This window comes from Succinimonas amylolytica DSM 2873 (genome assembly GCF_000378405.1).
In the GTDB taxonomy this organism is placed as follows: domain Bacteria; phylum Pseudomonadota; class Gammaproteobacteria; order Enterobacterales; family Succinivibrionaceae; genus Succinimonas; species Succinimonas amylolytica.
The window spans coordinates 146168-170326 of the sequence record NZ_KB899639.1; the positions used below are offsets into that span (position 1 = coordinate 146168).

The 24159-nt window shown below is 51.2% G+C and carries 18 protein-coding genes and 1 tRNA gene; 4 read left to right on the forward strand and 15 right to left on the reverse strand.

Features of this window, described 5'->3' with window-relative positions; translation table 11 throughout:
- Positions 1-69: 69 nt before the first annotated feature.
- The 10 genes from F557_RS20340 to plsB all read right to left on the reverse strand — a co-directional run bounded on the left by F557_RS20340 (position 70) and on the right by plsB (position 9569).
- Positions 70-594 carry a tyrosine-type recombinase/integrase gene (locus tag F557_RS20340; protein WP_019003013.1) on the reverse strand — a complete coding sequence of 175 codons (525 nt, stop codon included), beginning with the start codon at positions 592-594 and terminating at the stop codon, positions 70-72.
- Positions 549-776: a hypothetical protein gene (locus F557_RS22785; RefSeq protein ID WP_169335215.1), complete on the reverse strand. Its 228-nt coding sequence runs from the start codon at positions 774-776 to the stop codon at positions 549-551. Before F557_RS22785 ends, F557_RS20340 begins: the two co-directional genes overlap by 46 nt.
- Positions 777-1415: 639 nt before the next feature.
- Positions 1416-1491: transfer RNA gene (locus F557_RS0114870), tRNA-Thr, on the reverse strand.
- A gap of 91 nt (positions 1492-1582) precedes the next feature.
- A complete protein-coding gene (purC, locus tag F557_RS0114875) occupies positions 1583-2299 on the reverse strand; it encodes a phosphoribosylaminoimidazolesuccinocarboxamide synthase (RefSeq protein WP_044143697.1) in 717 nt (238 codons plus the stop codon).
- Between the two features lie 79 nt (positions 2300-2378).
- A complete protein-coding gene (gene bamC, locus F557_RS0114880) occupies positions 2379-3527 on the reverse strand; it encodes an outer membrane protein assembly factor BamC (protein WP_019003016.1) in 1149 nt (382 codons plus the stop codon).
- A 320-nt stretch (positions 3528-3847) separates the two neighbouring features.
- The gene (locus tag F557_RS0114890) at positions 3848-4258 is read right to left on the reverse strand and encodes a hypothetical protein (RefSeq protein ID WP_019003018.1); all 411 of its coding nucleotides are present in this window, start codon (positions 4256-4258) and stop codon (positions 3848-3850) included.
- A gap of 58 nt (positions 4259-4316) precedes the next feature.
- Entirely contained in the window at positions 4317-4793 is a 477-nt protein-coding gene (locus F557_RS0114895) for a hypothetical protein (RefSeq protein WP_019003019.1), read from the reverse strand.
- A 16-nt stretch (positions 4794-4809) separates the two neighbouring features.
- Positions 4810-6483 carry a glutamine--tRNA ligase gene (glnS, locus tag F557_RS0114900; RefSeq protein WP_019003020.1) on the reverse strand — a complete coding sequence of 558 codons (1674 nt, stop codon included), beginning with the start codon at positions 6481-6483 and terminating at the stop codon, positions 4810-4812.
- Between the two features lie 161 nt (positions 6484-6644).
- On the reverse strand, positions 6645-7079 hold the full coding sequence (locus tag F557_RS0114905; protein WP_019003021.1) for a flagellar basal body-associated FliL family protein: 435 nt from the start codon (positions 7077-7079) through the stop codon (positions 6645-6647).
- 54 nt (positions 7080-7133) lie between these two features.
- Positions 7134-9569: a glycerol-3-phosphate 1-O-acyltransferase PlsB gene (gene plsB, locus F557_RS0114910; protein ID WP_019003022.1), complete on the reverse strand. Its 2436-nt coding sequence runs from the start codon at positions 9567-9569 to the stop codon at positions 7134-7136.
- 250 nt (positions 9570-9819) lie between these two features.
- On the opposite strand from plsB, the gene F557_RS20345 reads away from it, so the two are divergent.
- The 3 genes from F557_RS20345 to F557_RS0114930 all read left to right on the forward strand — a co-directional run bounded on the left by F557_RS20345 (position 9820) and on the right by F557_RS0114930 (position 12256).
- On the forward strand, positions 9820-10788 hold the full coding sequence (locus F557_RS20345) for a cation diffusion facilitator family transporter (RefSeq protein ID WP_019003023.1): 969 nt from the start codon (positions 9820-9822) through the stop codon (positions 10786-10788).
- Positions 10789-10816: 28 nt separating this feature from the next.
- Positions 10817-11590 (forward strand): serine O-acetyltransferase, encoded by a 774-nt coding sequence (cysE, locus tag F557_RS0114925; protein WP_019003024.1) that lies wholly within the window; start codon positions 10817-10819, stop codon positions 11588-11590.
- A 75-nt stretch (positions 11591-11665) separates the two neighbouring features.
- Complete coding sequence (locus F557_RS0114930) at positions 11666-12256, forward strand: CFI-box-CTERM domain-containing protein (protein WP_019003025.1); 591 nt, start codon at positions 11666-11668, stop codon at positions 12254-12256.
- Between the two features lie 24 nt (positions 12257-12280).
- On the opposite strand, the gene F557_RS0114935 is transcribed toward F557_RS0114930, so the two are convergent.
- The 4 genes from F557_RS0114935 to F557_RS0114950 are packed head-to-tail and all read right to left on the reverse strand — an operon-like array spanning position 12281 to position 19105.
- Positions 12281-13315, reverse strand: coding sequence for a hypothetical protein (locus F557_RS0114935; protein WP_019003026.1), 1035 nt, complete (start codon positions 13313-13315; stop codon positions 12281-12283).
- 5 nt (positions 13316-13320) lie between these two features.
- Positions 13321-14685, reverse strand: a complete 1365-nt coding sequence (locus F557_RS0114940; protein WP_019003027.1) for a hypothetical protein — start codon at positions 14683-14685, stop codon at positions 13321-13323.
- The gene (locus F557_RS0114945; protein WP_019003028.1) at positions 14682-15329 is read right to left on the reverse strand and encodes a condensin complex protein MksE; all 648 of its coding nucleotides are present in this window, start codon (positions 15327-15329) and stop codon (positions 14682-14684) included. Before F557_RS0114945 ends, F557_RS0114940 begins: the two co-directional genes overlap by 4 nt.
- Positions 15326-19105, reverse strand: coding sequence for an ATP-binding protein (locus tag F557_RS0114950; protein WP_019003029.1), 3780 nt, complete (start codon positions 19103-19105; stop codon positions 15326-15328). The genes F557_RS0114945 and F557_RS0114950 overlap by 4 nt, the downstream gene beginning before the upstream one ends.
- 709 nt (positions 19106-19814) lie before the next feature.
- Between F557_RS0114950 and ydiJ the strand changes: the two genes are divergently transcribed.
- Positions 19815-22868: a D-2-hydroxyglutarate dehydrogenase YdiJ gene (gene ydiJ, locus F557_RS0114965; protein ID WP_019003032.1), complete on the forward strand. Its 3054-nt coding sequence runs from the start codon at positions 19815-19817 to the stop codon at positions 22866-22868.
- A gap of 549 nt (positions 22869-23417) precedes the next feature.
- On the opposite strand, the gene F557_RS21950 is transcribed toward ydiJ, so the two are convergent.
- Complete coding sequence (locus F557_RS21950) at positions 23418-23750, reverse strand: tetratricopeptide repeat protein (protein WP_084761672.1); 333 nt, start codon at positions 23748-23750, stop codon at positions 23418-23420.
- Between the last annotated feature and the right edge of the window lie 409 nt (positions 23751-24159).

Here is a 24159-nt window from a genome sequence, read left to right on the forward strand (position 1 = left end):
GTAAGGCATAATTCCAATCTGCCGGAAATACCGGCAGATTTTGCGAGGTTTTTACATGGTTTTGCGAGGTTATGCCAGACTCATTCCCTGAGAGCTTGCCGTTATGAAATCGCTCCATTGCTGCATCACAGTCTTCCGCTCTTCCAGATAGTCAGTTCTCCGGTAGGCATTCACTGTGCTGTTTCCCGTCTTGTGGCTGAGACACATCTCGGCCACCTCGAATTTCACATTCTGACTCTCCATCCAGGTGCGGCCGATTGCCCGGAATCCGTGAGCGGTCTGAATGCCCTTGAATCCGTGCCGCTTCAGGGTAGTGTTCACTGTTTCATGACTCATGTGCCCGGCAAGCTGCTGCCGGCTCTCGAAGAGATACGGATTCTTCGGGTTCTTCTTGGCGCTGATGGCTATGTTAAGCAGCTTCACCGCCTGATCCGAGAGCGGCACACGGAAGCCGGAACCGTCCCGGATTGTCTTGGTCTTCTGCACGGTCAGAATCCGGGACTGCATATTCACATCGGTCACCTGAAGCTCCACAATCTCGGAAGGTCTCAGGAGAAGGTGCAGGGAGAGTTCGCAGAGACATCTTGAAGACATCTTGAAGACATCTGGGAGATGCACCGGAACACGTCATACAGGCTTCTGATGTTGGAGGCCGAATCTCCGTCCGTCATGGCCGGATGATGCTGAGATGTCCCGGCAGGCTTCTGGATCAGCATGTCAATCTCAAAGAGTCCGTCCAGATTCCACTCGGGGTATTTTGCCCTAGCAAGCTGCATAACTTTCTGAAGAAGGCGTTTCAGGTAGGAAACCGTCTCCCAGTTCCCGTTATCAATGACCGGCTTCAGAATAAGGTCGCATACCGTCCGTGTTTTAATTTTGGACAGCGGATAATCAAAATGCGGCTTCAGGTACTTGCCGACTATCAGATTAAGCTTCTTTTCGGTAGCCGGAGCAATCTTTTTCTGCTTCTGGAGGGCTTGATAATCGCTGACCGCATGTGATAAAGTAAGGTCGCATTCGGATATTCCTTCGGGATGCAGTCTGGATTTTGCCTTGGTGTAACGGTCAAGGGCAATTTTCCGGGCTTCTTCAATATCGTCCTGTCTATTCGCTTCCCGTCCAGCGTAGTCCTGTGCACGTATGAATACGTGGTGCCTTTCTTAGTTCCCTTGATTATCAGACTCAGGCCATTAATATCAGTGATTCTGACATTTTCTCCCTCTGCAATTTTTTGCTGCAGATCCCCTTTTTTATCATTGTTAACCTCTGCTTACAAAATTTTTTAGACCCCAATTTCAGACCTCAGAAAAACCCAAAATTTGGCAAAAAACGGGGGCAAAATCACAAAAACAGGGGGTAATTTTGGAGGGTAGAGGCTTAAAGGTCAAGAATTTGAGGTTTTTGAAAAAATACAGTGGTGCCACTTACAGGAATCGAACCTGCGACCAACTGTTTACGAAACAGCTGCTCTACCGACTGAGCTAAAGTGGCGTTTTGATATAAAAGTGGAGTAACGGACAAAAGAAACCGCCATAATCAGGCGGTTTCCTGTACGGCAGTGGATTATACCACAACGCCGTGATTAATCAAGAGGGCAGCCGATACGACGGGCAACCTCTTCGTATGCTTCAATAACACCGCCAAGATCCTTGCGGAAACGATCCTTGTCCAGAGATTCCTTGGTGTTCTTGTCCCAGAGGCGGCAACCGTCAGGAGAGAATTCGTCTCCGAGAACCAGCTTGCCGTCATAGAGCCCGAATTCAAGCTTGTAGTCAACAAGAATCAGTCCGGCATCGTCAAAAAGCTTCTTGAGAACATCGTTGATCTTGAGGCTGAGAGCCTTCATCTCATCAATCTGTTCCTGAGTGCCCCAGCCAAAGGAGATGATATGAGAATCATTAACCATCGGATCGTGGAGAGCATCATTCTTCAGAAAGAATTCAAAGGTAGGAACCTTGAGCTCCAGACCCTGCTGTACGCCCAGACGCTTGCAGATGGAACCGGCGGTTACATTGCGAACAACGCACTCTACAGGAACCATTTCGAGCTTCTTTACCAGAATTTCGTTGTCGTTGAGAAGTTCTTCAATCTGGGTAGGAACACCAGCTTCTTCAAGCTTCTTCATAATGAAGTAATTGAACTTGTTGTTGGTCTTACCTTTACGGGCGAGCTGCTCGATCTTAAGGCCGTCGAATGCAGAGGTATCATCTCTGAAAGTGATGATTAAACGCTTTGGATCGTTAGTAGCATAAACAGTTTTTGCCTTACCACGATAAAGCTCTTCTTTCTTTTCAACCATTTGAAAAAACTCCCGAAAATTACTCGAAATGAGGTATTGGTCAATGTTCCGCATTGTACCACAAAATAAGTGAGCGGTATCACTTTCCTGCAGTGCGGTTCAAATAAAACTGCACGTTCAATGACGAGGCGAATCCGCTGTACATCTTGGCGGTAACCGAGGTATTTACCGGCTTGTTCTTTTCGTCGTACATGGTGATTGATGTCTTGCCCTGGAACACTCCCAGCTTGAAGGTGTACTTTCCGGATTCAAGTCCCCAGGATTCCACGCCCTGGGATTCCCAGAATTCCGGATCCGGTTCGCTGTACTTGATGGTAACTTCCCCGGAAGTTGAAGAGTACTCCTTGATAGTTATTTCGTATGCCTTGAGGAGATCCACGAGAGCCTTGTAGGTATCATCGAATCCGGCATCCACCAGCCAGCATGGCAGATCGTTGTTGTCCCGCCCGAGAGCTATGGCCACATAGGCGCTTTCACTGCCGCTGTGCTTCTTCTTCATATCCAGGTTGTAGGACCACATCAGTCTGTTGGCCATGAGAGCGGTAAATCTGGAGGGCTCGAAGCGGTTCAGACCGGCCTTGAGCTCGGTGCCGTCGGTTTGTTCGATTATATTGTCAGTGAGCTGTATGGAGACTCCGGGAGCTCCTTCGGTATTTTTTCTGAGACCGAAGGCATAGCGCTGCCGGTAGATGAGGAAGCCCTTTTCCATGGCATCGGGACTGTAGGGGGTGGCGAATTCTGTGGCATCGTACCAGTCGGTCTGAATGAGACTGTTCATGGCGTCGATGGTATCCACGCTGATGGCGGATCTGGTGAACATTCTGAAGAGAGTAACCAGAAGATCATTTGAGCTTATTTCGTTGCCGTCTTCATCGGGATAAAACCAGACATAGGCAATATCGCCGTCCTGTCCCACGGCCACATTGCTGTTCAGAGGAATCAGCTTTTGCGGCGGACGCACATCCACGGCCTTGCCCACCAGAGCGGAACGAACATCATCAAACTGCATCGCCGGAAGATCGAATTTTTTGGAATAGCTGATAGGAGTTGTTCCCTCCGGCTGAACCAGCTGACGTTCCACCGGGACGGAGTCCAGGTATCCGAATTTGTTGTTGGCCTGTCTGATGTCATTGTTAACATAACTGGAACGGCAGCCGGACATAAGGCCGGCAGCGACCATCATTCCGGACAGCATCAGCAGGCCGGCAACGTTCCTTTTGTTAGGCATAGCGTATGGATTCCTTTGTAATTAACTCTGCATATTCTGAAAATCAAACAGCATTCTGTCAACTATGATTTATCTCGGGAGAGACATAGCAGGGATGTCTGCTGTCTGTAAGGCATTGCCAGAAGGTTATACCCGGGTCTGAAAGGACAGACAGATATCCGGCGGAAGCCGCCGGGAGAGACGAAAATCCCGGTTGACGGGACAGTTGATACCGGGTACTCCGGAGCCCCCGGAAAAACCTTTCGGCGAGGACGATGCCGGCAGCATGCAGAGCAGGATTTCCCTCTGCTGCCGGCATGCCAGAAGCTCAGCAGCAGAGATTATTTGCAGGCACGAGCCTTGGCAGAAGGAAGGGCCTTTTCACCTTCCTGAAGTGCCTGTCCCAGGAACTGGCGGTATTTGGTAACCAGCTCTGCGGTATTGAAGGTCTTTTCGTAAACCTGGCGGCTCACCCGCATCATGTGAGGTTTCTGATCAATGCTGTAAACCTGAGCCAGGCACTGCTGGGCGTTCATGAACTCCTTGTTTACAGAAATCACGGATTCCTGGCTCTGCAGATCAATGTTTGCAATCTTGTCCAGACTCTCGGCATACTGGGTAACGGCACGCTCCTGACGGGAGTTCAGTCCAGAACTGGAAATGAATCCGGAAATGTCGGAGCTGACTGCTGCGGAAGCGCCTGCGGAAAGGGCAACACCGGCCAGTGTCAGTAACAATCTTTTGAAAAACATAAGAAAATCCCTATTCAAATGGTTTGGTAAATAAAAAATACCAGCATCCCGTTAATGTTTATCTGTTAATAACTTTGCCCAGATAGCTGGCAAGGTTATCCACTACCTTTTCAAAAACCTTCTGGATATCACGGCACTCGTCGGCGCCGTCTCTTACCGGAATAGCCGGGCTGAGATTGCCGTCGGCATCCTGGTAGTATAGCTCTATATGAGTAAAGGTCATTTCAATTTCCAGATCCGAAATGGCCAGCGTGCTGCGGAATCTGATGTAACGCACTCCCTCTGAGGCCGGATAGTCGGGATCCTTCATTCTCTTTATGAATGAGAAGACCAGATCATCCTTGTCTTCCCGCAGAATTTCTTCTGGGCGAACACCTTCGTGAAGCCAGTGTCTGGTTCTGGGGAAAATCTGCTGAAAAACATCGCCTTTGGGAGCTCTTCTGCTGAGTTCGACCTCAAAATCATTGTCAAACTGACCGTCGTCGGCCACCTCATCGGCAGCTTCGGTATCGTTTTCGTATAAATCTTCGCTCATAAAACTTCCTTACAAATTAAGACTGTGCCTTCTGGGAATCTTCCTTAAGAGCCACTGTCAGATTAAATACCTTTGCGGAATCACCGGAATATCTGCTGTCAGGACAGAAATAGCCGGTACGTTCAAACTGGAATGATTGACCGGGGACGGCATTTGCCAGAGATTCTTCAAGCACGGCGTCCTTTACAATTTTCAGAGAATCCGGATTGATGGTAGCCAGAAAATCTTCCTGGGCTCCGGGATTCGGCACCAGGAAAAGTCTCTGGTAGAGACGGACTTCAGCCTTAACATGACGTTCGGCACTGACCCAGTGAATTACCCCCTTGGGCTTGTGATCCGGAATTTCGGTACCCAGAGATTCCGGAATATAGGTACAGTGAACCCTGATGATATTTCCGGCCTCGTCCTTTTCGCAGCTGTCAGCCCGGACAATGTAGGCATATCTCAGGCGGACTTCCTTCCCCAGCACAAGACGCTTGAATTTTTTATTGGCTTCCTCCCGGAAATCCTCGCGCTCGATGAAAACCCGCTTTCCGAAAGGCAGTTCTCTGGTGCCGAGCTCCTCCTTCAGAGGATGGTTCATGGCGGTAACCGTTTCCTCCTTTCCCTCCGGGTAGTTGTCAATTACGAGCTCCAGAGGATCCAGTACGGCCATTCTTCTTTCGGCGTTCTCGTTGAGATCTTCCCGAATGCAGGATTCCAGAGCTCCCATCTCCACGGTGTTTTCCTGCTTGGTTACGCCGATGCGGCGGCAGAATTCTCTGATGGAAGCCGGAGTATAGCCGCGTCTTCTGAGACCGGAGATGGTAGTCATGCGGGGATCGTCCCAGCCATCGACAATTCCTTCCTTCACCAGAAGATTAAGCTTTCTTTTGGAAGTGATGGAATATTCCAGATTAAGACGGCTGAATTCATACTGGTGCGGATGGTGTTCAATGGTGATATGCTCCAGAACCCAGTCATAAAGCCGGCGGTTGTCCTGGAATTCCAGAGTGCAGATGGAGTGGGTAATACCCTCGATGGCGTCCGAGATGCAGTGGGTGAAGTCGTACATCGGATAAATACACCACTTGTTCCCGGTACGGTGATGATCGGCAAAGCGGATTCTGTAGATTACCGGATCTCTCATGCACATAAAGGGGGAACTCATATCGATTTTAGCCCGGAGACAGGCCTTTCCTTCGGCAATCTCCCCGTTTTTCATCTTTTCGAACAGAGCCAGGTTTTCTTCCGGGGTGCGTTCCCGGTACGGACTGTTTTTGCCAGGTTCGGTAAGGGTGCCGCGATATTCCCTGATTTCATCCGGACTGAGCTCGTCCACATAGGCCAGTCCCTTCTCAATCAGTTCTCTGGCGTAGCCGTGCAGCTTTTCGAAATAATCAGAAGAGTAGCGGGGCTCTCCGTCCCACTGGAATCCCAGCCAGTTAACATCCCTTTTGATGGAGTCGACATACTCGGTATCCTCCTTGACGGGATTGGTGTCGTCAAAGCGGAGATTGCAGGTGCCCCGGTAGCTTTCGGCAATGCCGAAGTTGAGACAGATGGATTTAGCATGCCCGATGTGCAGATAGCCGTTGGGCTCCGGAGGAAAGCGGGTTTTTATAACCTGATATTTCTGCTGAGCCAGATCTTCGTCGATAATCTGAGTGATAAAATTTGCCGGACGGTCAGAATCAAGTTCACCGGTCATGAAAATACCCCTGAAACATCTAATATTAGGAACACATTCCGGTATTATATTCCAAACAGCAGGGGATACACTAATTTTTTGAGCAAAGAAAACTCCGGATTACCGGAGTCCGGAAGAGGGCAGGAATGCCGGATTTTTATGCTGCGGCCGTCTCTGTGGTGCTACTGCCACTTGAAATCGGTGAACATCACATCTTTGACTATACGTCTTCCGACGCAGTCATCCATAACCCGGATCACAGCTTCGCGCACTTTGGCGAGGGTGGTATTTCTGCTTCCGGGTTCCGAAATCCGGTCATATTTTTCTGCCCCCAGCACATCGGTGATGGTATCCTTTATCATGGGCTCATGCTTCTGAATAAGCTCGTAGTCGCGGGAATCGGTGAGAGAAATGGTGATGTTCACTGAAACGTAATTGAGCTTGTTTCCCGTGGAGCTCAGATTAGTGGTGATGGCCCCCTTTATTTCATAGTAGCCGGTTACCGGTCCTGAGATCTGCGAGTCGGATCCGCCGTCCGACGCCCTGGCGGGAAGCACTGCCAGGGCGAGACTAAGAGCAGTCGCAAGTACGCTGGCGGTTTTCAGAAATCCTTTCATAAATCCTCTCTGTTACGGGAAAGCTCCCGTTTGCTATTTACGGGATATTTTTCATTATACGTTATCCAGACTCTTCCGGATCTCTTCGGGGAGAAGCGGTCCGGCAGCATTTATGAGCTTTTGCAGCTTTACCGGATTTTTGGTGTAGGTGCCGTCAATTTCGGATACGTATACATAACGATGCCGGACAAAGGTTTCGCTCATTACCCTGAAGGTTATCGGGTCTGAAAATTCCGGAGAATTGTTGGTTATCTCCTCCGGCAGCCGGTGACACAGACGGACGCAGCTTTCAATAAACTTATTCTGATCGCAGGTGCCGTTCTGGGAGCGTTTGACAGCTTCCACCCCGATAACGTAGCGCATCAGGTTGTCGTGGATGGAATTGCTGAGAATGTCCAGGAGGGCGCGCTTGCCGGGATCCGGATTCACCTGATAAAGACTCTTGTCCACGATGGAGAAGTATTCTGCCAGCTGGAAGGCCTTCACATATGCCCTTATGGTCTGATCCAGCACATGCTCCCTTACCGGTGCAAAAAGCTCGTGCCTGAGAAAATAGAACACGTTTCTGGTATGAAGCACAATGTCCGCCATGGACAGATGCCGGTGTACCGCGACGATGGTGGCTATCAGTGCTGGCAGAACGAAGAAGTGCAGGATATTGTTCCTGAAGTAGCTGAGGTAGATGATCTGCTTCTTGGAGGGCACGGCCCATTTTTCTCCGTTGATCTCCTCGATGCTGAACGGCTTGAGCTCCAGCGCCTGCTGGAGCAGTACCTGTCCCGGTATCCGGGGCAGGGCGCTTTCCGAGATACTGTGGGAGCTTTTAAGGATAAAAATATAAAAGTTTATGATGTTCTGGAGACTGGCAAGAGGGAGCCGGTGTTCTCTTACTGATAGTAGCGCCAGAGCGGAAAGATTGAGTCCGTTGGTGGTGGCGGAGCTGTTAAGGCGCATTACAATTTCGTCCGACAGGGCGTTTACGGTGTCAAACAGCCAGGCGGGGCGGGAGAATTCCCCCGGAGTGATGTATTTTCTCCAGTCGGGAACGGTTTCTCTCAGAAATGTCGTGAGAACAATCGGCTCTCCGAAGCTTACATAGCCCCGTCCGTAGTATCTGAGCCTTTTATAGAAGTTCAGAAGCTGCCAGGGGCTTTCCTTGGCCTTTTTGGCGCCGTTAAGCTCCTTCATGTAGGAACTGACCTCCAGAACCTTTTCATAGCCGAGATAAATCGGAACGAAGGAAATCGGCCGTTCAATGCCGGAAAGCTGGGCCTGTACCGCCATGGCCACGATTCCGGTGCGGGGGGGCAGGGTTCTTCCGGTGCGGGAGCGGCCGCCCTCAATGTAGAATTCGGCGCTGTAGCCCCGGTTGAACAGGGTATAGAGATACTGCCGGAATACGGCGGTATAGAGTTCATCCCCCTTGAATTTCCGGCGGATGAAAAAAGCACCGCACTGCCGGAGAAACCGGTTTATGGGAAAGAAGTTCAGATTGTTTCCCGCTGCCACGTGGGGCATTACCAGCCCCTCGCTGAAAAGAACATATGCCAGAAGCAGGTAGTCCATATGACTGCGATGGCAGGGGATATACACGATTTCATGTCCCGAGCTGATAAGCTCCCGTACCCGGTCTGCGCCAAATACGTTTATTCCGTGATAGAACTTGCTCCACAGAGGGTGCAGGAGCGCTGCGAAAAACCTTGTGGTGTGGTAGGAATAGTCGGCTGCCATCTCGTTGAGCATGCCGTACGCCTCCGCCTCGATTTCGGAATAGTTTCTCCTTGTCTTGTCGGCCCGGGCTCTGATGGCGCTTTTTACATAGTCGGAGTTAAGCAGATCCTGAATGAGGTGATCCCGGTTCAGGCATTTCGGGCCCACTATTTCGTTGTGCCGTCTTTCAAAATGAAGCCGGCAGGCCCGGGCGATGCTTTCGGTGGCATCTTCATCAGTGCCGCTCCGGTGCTCCAGAATGCTGGAAATGCGTATGGGGCCGGAAAGCACAGTCAGATTGTCATACCCGAAAAACATGATTCTGAAAAATTTTTTCAGTTTGGAATAGGGCTGATTAATGGTATCCCGGTACGGTTCTCCCTCGTGTCCGGGATTTCTGCTCCAGAAAATTGTTACCGGAACGATCTGGATATCAGTATGATATTCCTGGCAGTAGTCAATCCATTGCCGGAAGACCTTCTGGTATCCGTAATCCCGGGCTTTTCCTCCGATAAACGGCACTTTTTTCATAAAAACAGTGCGGGTCAGGGGATCCCCGAGACTGGTTACCGGTACAAAGGGATTTGGCAGTCTGCTGGTTCTGGTAAGCTTCTCCAGGGTAAGCAGGTTGCTTATGGAATCAGACTGCATGACGTAGACTACAGGAGTGTCGGCATCAAGCTTCAGGCCTTCCCGGGGGTTTAGCGGTCTCGGGTTGCAGGAGGCGAATATCCTTACCGGCAAATACCACAGATATCTCAGCAGAAGCAGTGTATTCATAAGAGCCCCCTGACATGCCAAATGACTGTCGTTATATTTTATAAAATCCCGGAGAGCGGCAGTGCGATCCACCTAAAAAATGCGTTATCCGTTCTTTGCATTTTTTAATGCAGGTCAGGATTTTGGAAAATATTCTTTGTGCTACAATGCCCAGGAACAGTGTACTTTAAAGGCAGTCCGCTGATTTACAGAATTTTCGGGGATCGGAGATCCGGCCGGGGAACGATTTTTCCGGGACAAAGGACAGTTTATGAACAATTCGGATAATTCGGAAAATCAGGAATCCGCCAGACGAACCAGGGATTATGCCCGGCACGTGGTTTTTGCCGGTTTCGCCTCGGTATGCGTGGCGGGTATTCTGATTGCTGCCAAGCTGCTGGCTCTGGTACTGACCAATTCCGCTTCCATGATGGCTTCGCTTACTGATTCCCTGATGGATGTCATGGCCTCGGTGGTTAATCTGATGGCACTTCGCTATGCGGTGTATCCTGCGGACGAGGAGCATCGCTACGGGCACTGGAAGGCGGAGGCACTGGCCGGACTGGTGCAGAGCGCCTTTATTATCGGTTCTTCAGTTTTTCTGCTTATAAACGGCTGTATCAGCATCGCCAGTCCCCGGCCTCTGGCCAGTCTGGATGCCGGCATCTGGGTTACGGTTTTCGCCATGGCAATTTCCGTCGTGCTGGTGTGCTATCAGAGCTATGTCATCAGAAAAACCTCCAGCACTGCCATTCAGGCGGATCGGCTGCATTATGCCAGCGACATCCTGTTTAACGCCGGAGTTCTGGTTTCGCTGGTGTTTTCGTATTTCGGCTTTTTGCAGGCTGACGGTTTTTTTGCGGTTATTCTGTCGCTTTATATTATCTACGGCGGAATCTCCATTGGCAAAAAATCCCTGGCGTCCCTTCTGGACAGCGGGCTTCCTCCAAAGGACGTGAGCGCCATATATGATCTTCTTCTGGATGTCCCTGAGATCAGAGGCATTCATGATCTGAGAACCCGGGCGGCAGGTCCCCGGATCTTTATTCAGGCGCATGTGGAAATTGCCCGCAGCGTCAGTCTGGAAACGGCTCATAATGCTGCCGATGCCGCTGAGGCCAATGTTCTCAGGGTTTATCCTGACGCCGATATCACGCTGCATATGGAACCGGTTCGGGATGATCTCCCCAAGAGTCCCTTTATGAATAACCCTGAAGGGAGCGAAAAACGGGAAAGATGACAAATAGTAACAGACAGGAAAGATATTTATGATAATCGATGAAATCTGGCAGATTATCCGTGAAGAAGCCAGAAGCATGATGGCCAAGGAGCCGATGCTGGGAAGCTATTTTCTTCAGGGCATTCTGAATCAGAAAAGATTCCAGGACGCCCTGGGGTTTCAGATTGCGAACAGGCTGGAGTCTCCGGTAATGCCGGCGGTGGTCATCAGGGAAATCTGCGACGAAGCCTATGCCGGCGATCCCGCCATAGTGGAATCCGGAGCCATTGATCTCAAGGCGGTCCGGGATCGGGATCCGGCGGTAGTCTACTATTCCACGCCCCTGCTTTACCTCAAGGGCTATCATGCCATTCAGAGCTATCGGGTGGCGCACTGGCTCTGGGATAACGGGCGTACGGAAATGGCCTGCTTTTTACAGAATCTGATTTCGCTGAAGTTTGCGGTGGACATTCATCCTGCAGCCCGCATTGGCCGGGGGATAATGTTTGATCATGCCACGGGCATTGTCATCGGTGAAACCGCTGTGGTGGGGGATAACGTTTCCTTCCTGCACAATGTGACTCTTGGCGGTACCGGACATGATCTGGGGGATCGCCACCCCAAGGTAGGCAGCGGAGTACTTCTTGGAGCCGGTTCCAGCATTCTTGGCAATATTACCATCGGAGACTGCTCCAAAATCGGAGCCGGCAGCGTAGTGGTAAAACCGGTAGCGCCGCATTCCACCGTGGTGGGGGTTCCGGGCCGGGAGGCGGGCCGCTGCCCTGACAAGATTCCGGCCATGGAAATGGATCAGCGGATTTAACGATGCTGAAATCGGCCGTATACCCGCAATTCTGATAAAATGGCGGCTCTTTAGCGGTTCAGAAGGATTTCCGTCATGAAGGGAAAGATTAAGTTTTACAAGGAAGCCGACGGCTACGGCTTTATTCAGGGAGAGGACGGCCAGGAATACTACTTCAACGTTCACGGGCTCAAGGTGTTCGACGGCCCGCCGCGTACCGGCCAGATCGCCGAATTCACTGCCGTTCCTGTTTCCGGAAAGGGCCGCAAGCCCAAAGCTCAGGATATTGTGATTACCGGAAATTCTGCTCCAGGTGCGTCCTCTGGAAAGCGTTCCGAGACCGACTACCGGATGATCTGCCCGCATTGTCAGAGAAAGATGGTGCCCCGGATGGTTACTCAGAACGGTGCGCCGTACCGTTCCTACTGTCCGTACTGCGGCGGAATGGTCAGAAAATTTACAGCCTGCTTTATTGCCACTGCCGTCTATGGCGATTCCCGTGCTCCGGAGGTTATTGCCATAAGAAGGTTCAGAAACGAGGTTCTTGAGCCCCGCTGGTATGGCAGAATTCTGATTCGCTGCTATTACCGGATTTCGCCGCCTCTGGCCAGGATGATCCGCGGCAGAACTCTGGTAACGGCTCCGCTGAAAAAGGTGCTGGATATGCTGGCCCGGCATTACGGGTAACCAGAATGCCGGGAGCGGCAGGCGTCAGTCGCGGAGTTCCCTCCAGGGATAAAGCCTGAGGGGGATTTTCCGGGCGCGCAGGTATTCCTCGGTAATGGTTTTTCCGAGGGTAAACTGGGTTTTCAGGAGCTTCGTGACTGCGCTGGCAGGGTTTCCCCGGGAGTATCTTTCAAAATCCCTGAATATCCGGTCTCCTGCTCCCAGGTCCTTGCCGTTTTTACGGAGATGCTCCCAGTCTTCAGGCGTCATTTCCGGAAGCAGAATCCCGCCTTGCGGTGAGACTCCGTTTTCTCCCGCTGCGGACAGTCTGCCGTAAAGTCCTTTCATCCAGTCAATTCCTCCCGGATCGGGATCTCCGGCCATGACTACCGGGATTTCCGGGAAACGCCGGAAAAGAACAGTCATGATCTCGTTGCAGTATTCGCTGGCGGTAAAACGGCTGCCGGGAGGCATGTTCCTCTGTACGAATAGTGTATGCGGGTATTCGGCCGCGATTTCGAGCGTTTCCGGATCCCCGGAAAGTACAGTCAGCCTTTCGAAATCGAAGAACACCGCCTGGTTTTCCACCACCACGATCCGGGAAAAATCCGCCACCTCCCGGGCAAATTCCTGCGATTTCGGAAAAAACGGTATTCCGGCAAGATCGCCAAATGCCGTGTTCCGGAATTTTACTTCCGAGCCTGCTCTTGCAAATACCCGGCCTGCGGTGGTGCGGATACCGGAACGCTTTTCGCTGCCGGAGGCGGCGTTGGTGATCCGGTCTTCAGGAGCGGCAAGTTCCTGCAGGAATTCTGCGGTAATGCCGTTTTTTTCCAGATAGTCCTGAATAAGAAGTCCCAGTTCCAGAAAAAGCCGCTTCTGCTCCTCCTTTTTTCCAGGAGGAAAGGTACGATACTTTAAAAGTGTCCGGGCAGCATGTTCCGGAAGATCCTCCTCCAGAAAATTCAGAAGTGCAGCATGCTTCCGGAGGACGGGATCCTGCGAGGGATCCTGTAAAATTTTCAGAAGGCAGACCGCGTGGATTTTATTGGCGTTCAGGAAGCTTCGGAGATCCTGCATGATCCTTATTCCTCAAGATGTCTTTCGATAATGATATCGTCCAGAATCATGTCGCCGTAATGGAATTCTGTGCCGCTGTCCGCTGTGTCGATAACGGCAGCTCCCGGGCTTTCGTCTCCCCGGAGCCGGCGCAGTTTTTCAGTATACGAGGGAATCAGGCGGCCCACCGGAGTGGAGCGGTAGAATTCCTGATGCCCGCTGTCCATGTTGTCATAGTAGGAGCTTACCGCAAAAAGCCAGTGATCCGGAGAACAGGGAATTCCGGATTCCTCCGGAGTGGCGCATTTTCGGTGGTAGTATTCCAGAGCGCTTACCGGTACTCCGGCGTCCACCACATACACAAAGAAATTAATGACATCGTCTTCAATGCCGGAATAGATCAGCTCTTCCTCAGCAGTTTCCGGGGGGCTGGTAAAGCCGGTATCCTCATCCTCCAGGGGAATCTCTTCAAGATCCGGATGTCTGGTCCGGATGCTCTTGACAAGTTCGGCCAGTGTGTCCAGATTCATATCATCGGTCACCAGAGCGTGGCCTTCCAGCTCCAGGGGAGCGGCTCTGGTGAATATTTCCGGAGGAACTGTCTGTGAGACGTAGTCGCCGGGATGGTAGTTTTTGTTTTTGGTGCAGTGATCGCAGTAGGCCTTGATAAGGCTGGTTTTTCTTACCTGCTGCCGGAAGCGGGAGAGCATGTTGCGCAGCGGTCCCATAATGGCATTGAGTTCGTTCTGGCAGCGGGTGATGGAGGTCAGGAGATCGCTTATCAGGATGCGGTAGAGCCGGGTGTCATTATCCGCATTGATCACATACTGATTAAGCTCCTGGTAGGTATAGGCCGTCAGGTTATCCACAAGATCCGAGGCCTTTTGAATGGCAGCTTCGTTTTCTGCAATTTTATCCCGGAGACTGTGGACAAATCCGAATTCCGTAAGAAGTTTCCGCGAGAGTCCGTCCACGGCAATCTGGGCGTCAAAGCCAATTTCATGTACGAGCTGCGTGAGGTCTGTGAGCACCCGATCCGCCTGCTCCGAATTTCGTGATTTAAGATGCTCGATGTAGCTGTTGCAAAGAATGGCGATGTTTTTAAGACGGGCGGCGATATCGGTGTCGATATAGCTGCGGGTATCAATTTTTAGAATATAGTTGATAAGCCGGCTCAGGTGGGGGTTCAGCCAGTAGCCGGTAACGGTGTCCATCAGAATGTTGCGGTTCTGCAGTGCCTGGAACAGGGCGGCGTTTTCCTGGGATACGGCCGAGAGTTCGCCGTTATAGGCGGCGATGATGAGATCGGCCCCGTTGCTGAGGTCTGCAAGAATGGAACGGATTACCCGGTTTTCGTTGCGTTCCGGGGATCCGGAGCTGGAATTTTTCATGAGCTGAAGAGATCCTCCTCGAAAGGTTCCTGCTTCTGCTGCTCCATGGCAGCCTCTTCCTCCGCCAGAATGTTTTCGTGAGCGTCAATGAATTCCAGAACCTCATAGATATAGTCAACCTTTCCGGTAAAGGTGAAAATCCGAGTGCCGGGGAGGTTTTCCCGCAGGATTTCGAACTTTACCATGCGGTCGATAATGTTTCTGATGATTTCCGGAACCTCGACCTGCGGTCTTTTATTAAGCAGGGTGCCGATTTTTTTGGCTCTGGTGGTCAGGTACTGGTTGTTCTGTACCCGGGCGGTGAGCTCGGCTTCGGTGACCTGGCTACCCGGCATCATGGGATGATCCCGGGTACTGGCATCCATTACCAGCAGAATAAATTCCAGAACCGGCCGGAGCTGTTCCATAATGCTCTGAAATTCCCGTCTTATAGAGGCCCGATCCTCGCCGAGATCCAGATTAATCCAGGTGGCATAATAGGCGGCCCGGTTGGCAGTTACCGATATTTTACGGTTCAGGGGTGCCAGAATAGCCTCCACCCTGGCACGGGTTTCCGGTTCTTCAAGATCCCGGTAGGCCTCGGGGGCGGAGGTGCTGCAGACAAACTCTCCCCGAAGCAGTCTTTCCGCGGTATCTCTGATCATCTGCTGTTCTCCTCGGATTTGATGCGTTTTCTGATGGCTTCTCCCACGGGATCCAGAGCATCCTGATTGACATATACCCGATCCCTGGTTATGCGGTAGATTCTGCTGAATTCCGAAGCTACTCCGGTGCTGAGATCCGGAGCGGCGGATACCATGACAATTTTGTTGCGCTGCATTACGTCCAGAAGCAGCCTGATATTCTTGCCGGAAAGCTTGCTCATTTCGTCTACCGGCCAGTGCACGGCAATGTTTCTGCCGCTGCGGGATTCCTGGATGAGACTGATGTACAGGGCGCACAGGAGCAGGAAAGTGAGACCGTTGGAGCTGACATCCTCCAGCTCCTTTTCGGTTTCGGCTGTTTTTTTCTTTCCGTTTTCCACTACTGAGAACACGATGCTGAACAGATCGTTAAGGTCGTTTCTGAGTTCGCCGTTTATAAAAAGATTGGCCAGACTCCGCAGTTTTCCGGAGACCTCGGCATTCGGGAGCTCGGACTGGATCCGGCCATTGTTCTGCCATTCCTGATAGAATCCGGAAAGATTCTCGATGAATTCCCAGCCGGCGATGTTCTTTATGCGGGGCTCCAGGGTAATGGAAAACTCTTCGAAAGCCTCAAACTGGAGATTGTCGGACACGATTCTGGATATCCTGCGGCTGAACCCACGGATTCTTTCGTCAAAGTCCCGCATCTGATCATAGTACTGCTTAATCATGTGAAGCACATCCCGGGCCTGATCCAGAATGCTTTTCCGGTGCTGGGGAAGTCCGTGGTTCAGAAGCTCCTGTGCGGCCAGGGGATAGGCGAAATTCTCAGCGTTTTCCTGGTTCTTCTCGTCATTGATATCTATTCCGGCCAGCCGCGCCCGGTTTCTGGCGTCGTTAAGACAGGAGACCCAGTAGTCCTTGATCTTGGAGGTCATGCCGCCCATGATCCGGCAGATGGTATTAATGCATTCTCTCAGCCCGGACTGGTTTCTTTTCAGGCTGTCGAGAGCAAATCTGGAGGTGGTGACCACATCGGAGTATATCCGCGCTGGCGCCTCCTGATCGATGGCGTCGGGATGGGGCCGGATATTGAGATCCCCGAGCTCGTCCAGAAGCTTTTCCGCACTGCCGGCGTTTTTGTCGGAGGCGGCTTTCTCCTTTCTGAAGGCGTCAAGTTCCCTCTCAATGATCTTTGCGGCGGAATCATATTCTCTATTGGCATCCGCTCTGCGATTCAGCGTGTCCTGCAGAACCGGCTCCAGGGCACTTTCCTGCTGCCGGTATTCCGGAAGTTTTCCATAGCTGCTTTCCAGCCAGTCCCGGTAGGTCAGAATCTCCTGTCTGCGGCTTTGAATTTCCGAAATCCGCTTTTCTTTGGCAGTGATCTCGTTCTGAATAAGATCGATAAGCCTGGCGTCCACATTCTGATTGGCTAGCTTCTGCTTCATGATATCTTCGTATTCGGAGACGGTTTTCCTAAGCTCGGCCTCCAGATCCTGGATTTTCTGGCTGAGAGCCCCGGCGGTTTCTCCGTGGGCTGTTTCCAGATCGCTCCTGTTCAGGAGGTAGTTGTCTCTGGTATTCGCAGTCATTCTTTCGTACTCTTCTTCCACGTCCCGGAGAGAACTGCGAATCTGGGCGAGCTCTTTTTTGGCAGCGGTGAGGGCGTTGGTCAGCTCCAGATTCCGATCCTTGCGGTAGCTTTCAATATTGCCGTCCAGAATGCCGAGGCGATCCCGGAGATTTGCAAAGCATTCCTCGGAAATCAGCCGGGATTCCAGCCGGAATTTTTCAGAAAGAGCATCTTCCATGGCCTTCTGAGTCTTTTTCTGCTCCTCTTCGTTTTCATTCCGGAACTGGATGCAGTTTTTAACTGCGGTCATCAGATTCTGCTTTTCTGTCCGGAGATCCTGATCGTTTTTCTGTGGCGATTTTAGGTCTCTCACATCCAGGGACAGAGACCCTACGGCGATACGGTGCGGCCGCTCCTCCGCAGAGGGAATAATTTCCGGGGAGAGATCATTCCGGGAAAGGAGATCTTCCCGGATAACTTTTCCGATGCCGTTCTGCCACTCCGGGCAGTATTCGTTCAGATATTCGGTAAGAATGCCGGAATCAGGATTCAGAAGCACGTCGATTTCATTAATACGTTCCTCGCTTTCCTTCCGAATACGGGCGTTCTTTTCTGCGGCGGCTCCCAGGGAGGCCAGGCGTTTTTCATGGTTCTGAATATCCTGGCACAGCCGGTAGAGCTGTGAGTTCAGGTCAGAATTAGTACGGTTGCTTTTGTTAATTTCCTCCTGAATTTCGTTTCGGCTGCTGAGGAGATTGTCCGGGGGAATGATATTGCATCTTTCCCGTTCCAGGTTTGCTATTCTGTTCTGGACATTGTTTTCCTGAATCCGGAGCTCTGCGGTACGGGACTGTCTGTTAAGCTCCAGTCTGCCCAGACTGTCCTTCAGGTTTTTCTCCAGTTCATGAAGCTGATCCCGGAATTTCTGCTCTCCGGTAGTGAGCTCCTGCCGGATGCGGGATTTTTCGTCATCAATCCTGCTTTTGGCGGTCAGTTTCCGGTTTTCAAATTCTGTTTTGATGTCGTTATAGACAGCCTTTACGGACCCCAGCTTGCGTTCGTTCTCCTCAAGAGAGGTCCTGAGAGCGGAGATATTGTCGTACTCCCGGAGCCAGACGGCCATTTCCTGTTTTTCATATTCGGCCTGCTCTTCCTCGATTTTCCGGATTTTTTCCCGGATGCTGTTGAGATCGGATTCATGATCCTTCTGTTCCTGGGAGAGCTTCTTGTCCTTTTCCTCCCAGAGCTGTTTCAGTTCAGTCTGTCTGGTGCTGGCGTTGGCGATGTCCAGCTCCAGCTTTTTGACGGCATTTTCGAAGCTGTGGTGATACCAGGCTAGAATTCCGGCCTGTTCCCGGAGGACCTTTTTGTCTCCGGAAATCTTTTCGCCCAGGACAGAAGCGCTTTCCAGGGTCTGTCTTTTTTCATCCACTGCCCGGTAGTCATCAATATCTGCGCACCATTCCAGAACCTTGGCGGGATCCAGAATCAGCGCCACTCCCGGATGATCCTGCCGGAGGATTTCCCCCAGAAGAAGCTTGATGCTGTCAAACTTGACATGTCCGGTGATGAGGCTGTGGGTGATGCTTTCAATGTAGCGAAGCTGCCGGTTCCCGCCGCTCAGGCTGTAATCGTACCGCAGGTTGTTATTGGCTCCCAAGGAAATATTCTGAATCACCGAACGGTACTGATCTACAGTGGTTACCAGTGGTTCGGAACGAATGCCGCGTTCCTTCAGGATCTGCTGGTACTCCCGCCATTCCCGGGCCCGGTAGCATTTCAGATTTTCATCGTAAACCACGATATCCTCTACCCGAAACGGCCCTTTCACAAAGCGGTAGTTCAGGCTTTTACTGTTCTGGCTGTTTCCGGCATTGGTCATCATCACATGGACGATTTCGGAGCGGGAATTACGGTATTCGAACACCAGAGCACTGTCGGAACGCGGCAGGTAAAAACCGGAAAAGCTTTTTCTGACGTTGCTGGAGCTGGTGACTCTTCCGGGAACCAGTCCGTAGAAAAGGGGAATAAGCTTGAGCAGACTGGTTTTTCCGGAACCGTTGGCTCCGTTGATCTGGGTATGCTTTTCGAAATCGAATTCGAAGACGCGGTTCTCCCGGGATCCGATGTAGGAGTCGATAAGAACAATACGGATAAGACCGGCAGGGCGGGGCAGTCCGGCGGCGGATCCGGAGCTGTTACTGGTGGATTCGAGCATGTTTTTTGTCTGAAAAATAAACGGGAATAATAGTGGAATTCTAACTGAAAATGCTTTCGTGTTCAATTGTGGCAGAGCGGCTTTCCGAAAGGGAGGAGCGATTAGGTACACGATTATTATTTGAGGGGGAGGTGGTGATTTCCCGGAGAGAACAGAGGGTGTATGCTGAAAAAATATGACAGCGTTCCGGTACCTGTCAGGAAGTTCCGTAATCCATACAATTATGAGTGGTCAAAAAATGTAAACCTGGCCGCGGCTGAGATATCTGAAAAACCTTTCTATAAATAAAGAAGGGCTGTGCATTATGAAGGCCACATTACTGGCACTGCTGGCTAGGTCTCTCAGGATGCGGCAGAGGTTCCCAGTTAACGGCCGGCGGACTATCCTCAAATCGGAATTGAGGATGTTCCCGGTTATCAGAATTTTGCCGCGACGTTCTCGTCCGCCCTGATCGGGCATGCTTTCTGAAACATGCCGGATGAATTTCTTTTCTTTTCAGCTCTCTTTGCTGTTGATTTTTAGTGCAAACGTGTTAAATTCTGAAACAGAATCTACATCACAGAATTTTTAAATCTCTGACGCCGCGCATAGTATTTCCGAAGGAAGACTGACAGCCTTGCAGCCCTGATATTCAGGTTTGGGGAGCCGCTTCTTTCTCCGGAAGATCTCTCCTTTGCCGGACTCTGATTTTCAAAAACAGGAAGCACATATGATCCCGCAGCTCTCAAAGGAATATTCACTGGATCCCTTGTATCTCAGCTATTTCAAGGCAGTGGCAGCCGATGCCTCGTTTACCGGTGATGTTGAGTATTCCTACGCCGCAAGACTGTCGGAAGCCACCGACAACAGTGTTTACCAGCTCCTGCCCGCCGGCATTATTTTTCCGAAAACTCCGGAAGACATTCAGACGGCGCTTCGCATTGCGTCCCGGGAGGAATTCCGGAAAATAAGGTTTGCGCCCCGAGGAGGCGGTACCGGCACCAACGGCGGTTCTCTCACCGGAGGAGTGATTATTGACGTTTCCCGGCATATGCGGGGAGTGGGAAAGGTGGATCCCGAAAAGCGCACGGTGCACGTGGAATCCGGAGTGATCAAGGACAGTCTGAACCAGGATATCAGGCAGTACGGACTGTTTTTTTCACCGAATCTTTCCACCTCGAACCGGGCCACGTTTGGGGGGATGATTTCCAATGATGCCTCAGGGCAGGGCTCCCTGAAATACGGTAAAACCTCCCGGCATATTCTGGACGTGGATGTGGTGCTTATGGATGGCAGTCTGGTTACCTTCGGCCCGGTGTCAGGAGAGGCGCTCCGGGCTAAAATGGAGCTTAACACCCAGGAGGGGCAGATTTACCGGACAGTTTATGAAATTGCTTCCGGAAAACGCGCCGAAATTGTCAGCACCTTCCCGGATCTCAACCGTTTTCTTACCGGCTATGATCTCAAGCATGTCTGGGATCCCGATACCGGAGTTCTGGATATCTCCCGGATTATCTGCGGCGCCGAAGGCACCCTGGGTTTTATCACCGGAGCCACGCTGGATCTTACACCGCTGCCTTCATTCCGGGCGCTGGTAAACATCAAGTATGACAGCTTTGATTCTGCGCTCCGGCATGCTCCGGTGCTGGTTAAGGCCGGGGTGCTTTCTGTGGAAACTGTCGATTCCGTTGTGTTTGGCATGGCCAAAAAGGATATTGTCTGGTATCAGGTACAGGATCTGCTGACCGAAGTGCCCGGCAAGAACATGGACGGCATCAACATTGTGGAGTTTGCCGGTACCGATGCCGCTCTGGAAAAATCCCGGATGGACGAGCTTGTCAGAATTCTTGATGCGGATCTCCGGAACGGTAATGACCGCGGAATCATCGGCTACCAGATCTGTACTGAAAACAAGGATATCCAGGCGATTTACGCCATGCGCAAAAAGGCCGTGGGGCTTCTGGGAAACGCCGAGGGCGATGCCAAGCCGGTGGCCTTTGTGGAGGATACGGTGGTGCCGCCGGAGCATCTGGCGGACTTTATTCTGGAATTCCGGGCACTTCTGGACAGTCATCATCTCCGTTACGGGATGTTCGGCCATGTGGATACCGGGGTACTGCATGTCCGTCCTGCCCTGGATCTCTGTGATCCGGAGCAGGAGGTGGTTCTCAGAACCATTTCCGACAAGGTGGTCGAGCTTACTGCCAAATATGGCGGCATTATGTGGGGCGAGCACGGCCGGGGGTACCGGAGCGAGTACGGCCCGAAATATTACGGGGGACTTTTTGATGAACTCAGAAAGGTCAAGAGGGCGTTTGATCCGGACAACAGGATTAATCCTGGAAAGATCTGTACCCCGTACGGCAATGATGCCGATGAACTGGTCTCTGTGGATGCGGCCAAGCGGGGGAGCTTTGACCGGCAGATCCCGAAAGGAGTAAGACACAGCTTCAATCGGGCTCTGAGCTGCAATGGTAACGGCGCCTGCTTCTCCTTTGACATTACTTCCCCCATGTGTCCTACCTACAAGTTCATGGGAGACCGGAAACAGTCTCCTAAAGGCCGGGCCGGCCTTATGAGAGAGTGGCTCCGGGAACTTGAGGAGGCCGGAGTAAATCCGCTTCTCGAGGAAAAACTGTCCGAAAGCCGCGGATTTTCGGTGCTGGATCTGGCCCGCAAAACCCGGAACACCATTGCTAAAAGGGGATATGATTTCAGCGATGAGGTGCTGGAGGCTATGAACTGCTGTCTGGCCTGCAAGGCCTGTGCCTCACAGTGTCCCATAAAGGTGGATGTCCCGGATTTCCGTTCCCGGTTTTTCAATCTGTACTACACCAGATACCTGCGTCCCGCGGGAGATCTTATGGTTCGGCATTTTGAGGAGAGCGCCCCTCTTATGTCCCGGGCTCCGGCGCTGTTTAACGCTGTGACTGCCCTGAATCCGGTGAAGATGATGGTGAAGAAGGTTTTGGGCTTTGTAGATGTCCCGGTGCTGAGCAGTCCCGCTCTCCGCGAGATTATAAAGGGGCAGCCCCTGGAACACTTTGATCTGGCACGTCTTGAGCAGCTAACCCCGGCAGAAAAGGAAAAGCGGGTACTGATTGTTCAGGATACCTTTACCACGGTCTATGATGCCACTTTGGTGCATGATCTGATATCCCTGGTGGCCAAAACCGGAAAAATTCCGGTACTGCTGCCGCTTAAGCCCAACGGCAAGGCTCTCCATATCCGGGGCTATCTCCGTGAGTTTGCCGGCACGGCAGCCAGAAGTGCGGATTTCTACAACCGGGTATACCGGCTGGGCATTCCCATGGTGGGGGTGGATCCGGCTATTGTGCTCTGCTACCGGGACGAGTATCGCAAAACTCTGGGAACCGCCCGGGGTGATTTTGTGATTCAGCTGGTGCAGGAATGGCTCCTGGACAATCTCAGCCTTTTAACCCCGCGGATCCGTGATGAAAATGAGTACTACCTGCTGGCCCACTGCACGCAGAAGTCTCTGAAGCCGGCTACCCATGATGACTGGGTCAGAATTTTCAGACAGGTTTCCCTGAAGCTGATTCCTATTCCGGTGGGCTGCTGCGGCATGGCAGGGTTATATGGTCATACGGCCGCCAATGTTGCCAGATCCGAAGCTATTTACCGCCAGAACTGGGCTCCGGTGTTTAAAAAATACCCGGTAAACCGCTGTCTTGTTACCGGCTTTTCCTGCCGGGAGCAGGTCAGGAAAATGGAAAATGCCGTGGTGCGGCATCCGCTGCAGATTCTGAACGAGATTATGTAGCTGAGCCGCTGGTGCAGACGGGGCGGAGTAGTTCCTGGAGGCCGGGCCGGGATGTTGACAGAGTTTCTGGAACATCCGGGGCCTGTTCATAAATCTGGGGACAGCCCGGCTTGTTGCTGGCTGTAAACAGAAATTGGGGCTCTGGCAGGTGGCGCCTGGCCGCGTGCACGAACGGATTCCGGCTAAAATCAGCTTTTATCACCCTGGCGTCTCATTTTTTATTTCCTCCGGACGAGTGCCTGCAGTCTCAGACAAAAATTAAGAGGAGGTAGTTACAGGAAATGCTGACGGCAGGTAACATAAAAACGGGGGAGGAAAATACAAAATCCTGAAGCTGAAACACAGACAGCTCAGCGAGGGGATTCACGGACTATAAAAAAAGCACTGCCAGTTTTCCCAGGATGATTGCCCCTCAGAAAGTAAAGAAACCTCGGGGTATTCCGTTTATCCTGGTTAAAAGTGGGCTTATCAATAATAATGAGCCATGAATTTGGTATAGGATTCAAAAGTGCAGTGCAATTAGATATGGTGCCACTTTGCTCATCATTATCACTTTACTTCAGTGCAGCTTTCAGTATCACCAAGGGCACAGGCCTTAGAAAAATATTCATTAGCTCTTTTCAAATCCTTCTCCACAGAAATTCCATTGAGGTAGCAAAAGCCTGCATTAGAACATCCTAATGAAGAACCTAAATTACAGGCTATCTCTGAATAGGCCAAAGCTTTCGCATTATCTTTAGTAACTCCAAGACCTTCGGAGTACATATAACCAAGATTTGCACAGCCATTTTTATCTTCCAGGTTACAGGATTTTTCATTATACGAAAGGGAACGAGCATAATCCTGAGTTACTCCTAAACCAAGATTGTATAAAACTTTCACAAACCTCAGGACTATAGAAAGCTTCTTGTTCTGAGGTCTTTTCTTTTCAAATCATATCAAAAATTCATCTGTTTCCCCTGTTTTTTGGAAATATTCTGCCTTTTTAACTCCTGTTTTATCGTAAAAGTTAGTGATTTCTTTGCAAAATTATCATTTTTTATGTCTTTATTAGTCCGTTTATGATATAATACGGACTATATATAAGAGGTGTTTTTATGAAGGTTCCTGAAGAAATCAGAAAGGTTAAAAGACCGGTTAATACTATTGTTGAAGACTCTGGCAGAGATGGTCCTAAAAGGTATTCTGTACGTGAGCTGGAAATTTAGTGAGGTCGTGACCAGCTTTTGAGGTAATTCATGACTCCCTTTTCCGGTGAATCTTGATCGATGATTACGTCCGTTCCTGGAGA

Coding starts and splice junctions, on each gene's coding strand:
- purC (WP_044143697.1), bottom strand. CDS start 2,299: ATGGTTGAAAAGAAAGAAGAGCTTTATCGTGGTAAGGCAAAAACTGTT.
- F557_RS0114935 (WP_019003026.1), bottom strand. CDS start 13,315: ATGCAGGATCTCCGAAGCTTCCTGAACGCCAATAAAATCCACGCGGTC.
- F557_RS0114930 (WP_019003025.1), top strand. CDS start 11,666: ATGAAGGGAAAGATTAAGTTTTACAAGGAAGCCGACGGCTACGGCTTT.
- F557_RS0114890 (WP_019003018.1), bottom strand. CDS start 4,258: ATGTTTTTCAAAAGATTGTTACTGACACTGGCCGGTGTTGCCCTTTCC.
- glnS (WP_019003020.1), bottom strand. CDS start 6,483: ATGACCGGTGAACTTGATTCTGACCGTCCGGCAAATTTTATCACTCAG.
- F557_RS20345 (WP_019003023.1), top strand. CDS start 9,820: ATGAACAATTCGGATAATTCGGAAAATCAGGAATCCGCCAGACGAACC.
- plsB (WP_019003022.1), bottom strand. CDS start 9,569: ATGAATACACTGCTTCTGCTGAGATATCTGTGGTATTTGCCGGTAAGG.
- F557_RS0114895 (WP_019003019.1), bottom strand. CDS start 4,793: ATGAGCGAAGATTTATACGAAAACGATACCGAAGCTGCCGATGAGGTG.
- F557_RS22785 (WP_169335215.1), bottom strand. CDS start 776: ATGCAGCTTGCTAGGGCAAAATACCCCGAGTGGAATCTGGACGGACTC.
- F557_RS0114945 (WP_019003028.1), bottom strand. CDS start 15,329: ATGATCAGAGATACCGCGGAAAGACTGCTTCGGGGAGAGTTTGTCTGC.
- cysE (WP_019003024.1), top strand. CDS start 10,817: ATGATAATCGATGAAATCTGGCAGATTATCCGTGAAGAAGCCAGAAGC.
- F557_RS0114905 (WP_019003021.1), bottom strand. CDS start 7,079: ATGAAAGGATTTCTGAAAACCGCCAGCGTACTTGCGACTGCTCTTAGT.
- bamC (WP_019003016.1), bottom strand. CDS start 3,527: ATGCCTAACAAAAGGAACGTTGCCGGCCTGCTGATGCTGTCCGGAATG.
- F557_RS0114940 (WP_019003027.1), bottom strand. CDS start 14,685: ATGAAAAATTCCAGCTCCGGATCCCCGGAACGCAACGAAAACCGGGTA.
- F557_RS0114950 (WP_019003029.1), bottom strand. CDS start 19,105: ATGCTCGAATCCACCAGTAACAGCTCCGGATCCGCCGCCGGACTGCCC.
- F557_RS20340 (WP_019003013.1), bottom strand. CDS start 594: ATGTCTTCAAGATGTCTCTGCGAACTCTCCCTGCACCTTCTCCTGAGA.
- ydiJ (WP_019003032.1), top strand. CDS start 19,815: ATGATCCCGCAGCTCTCAAAGGAATATTCACTGGATCCCTTGTATCTC.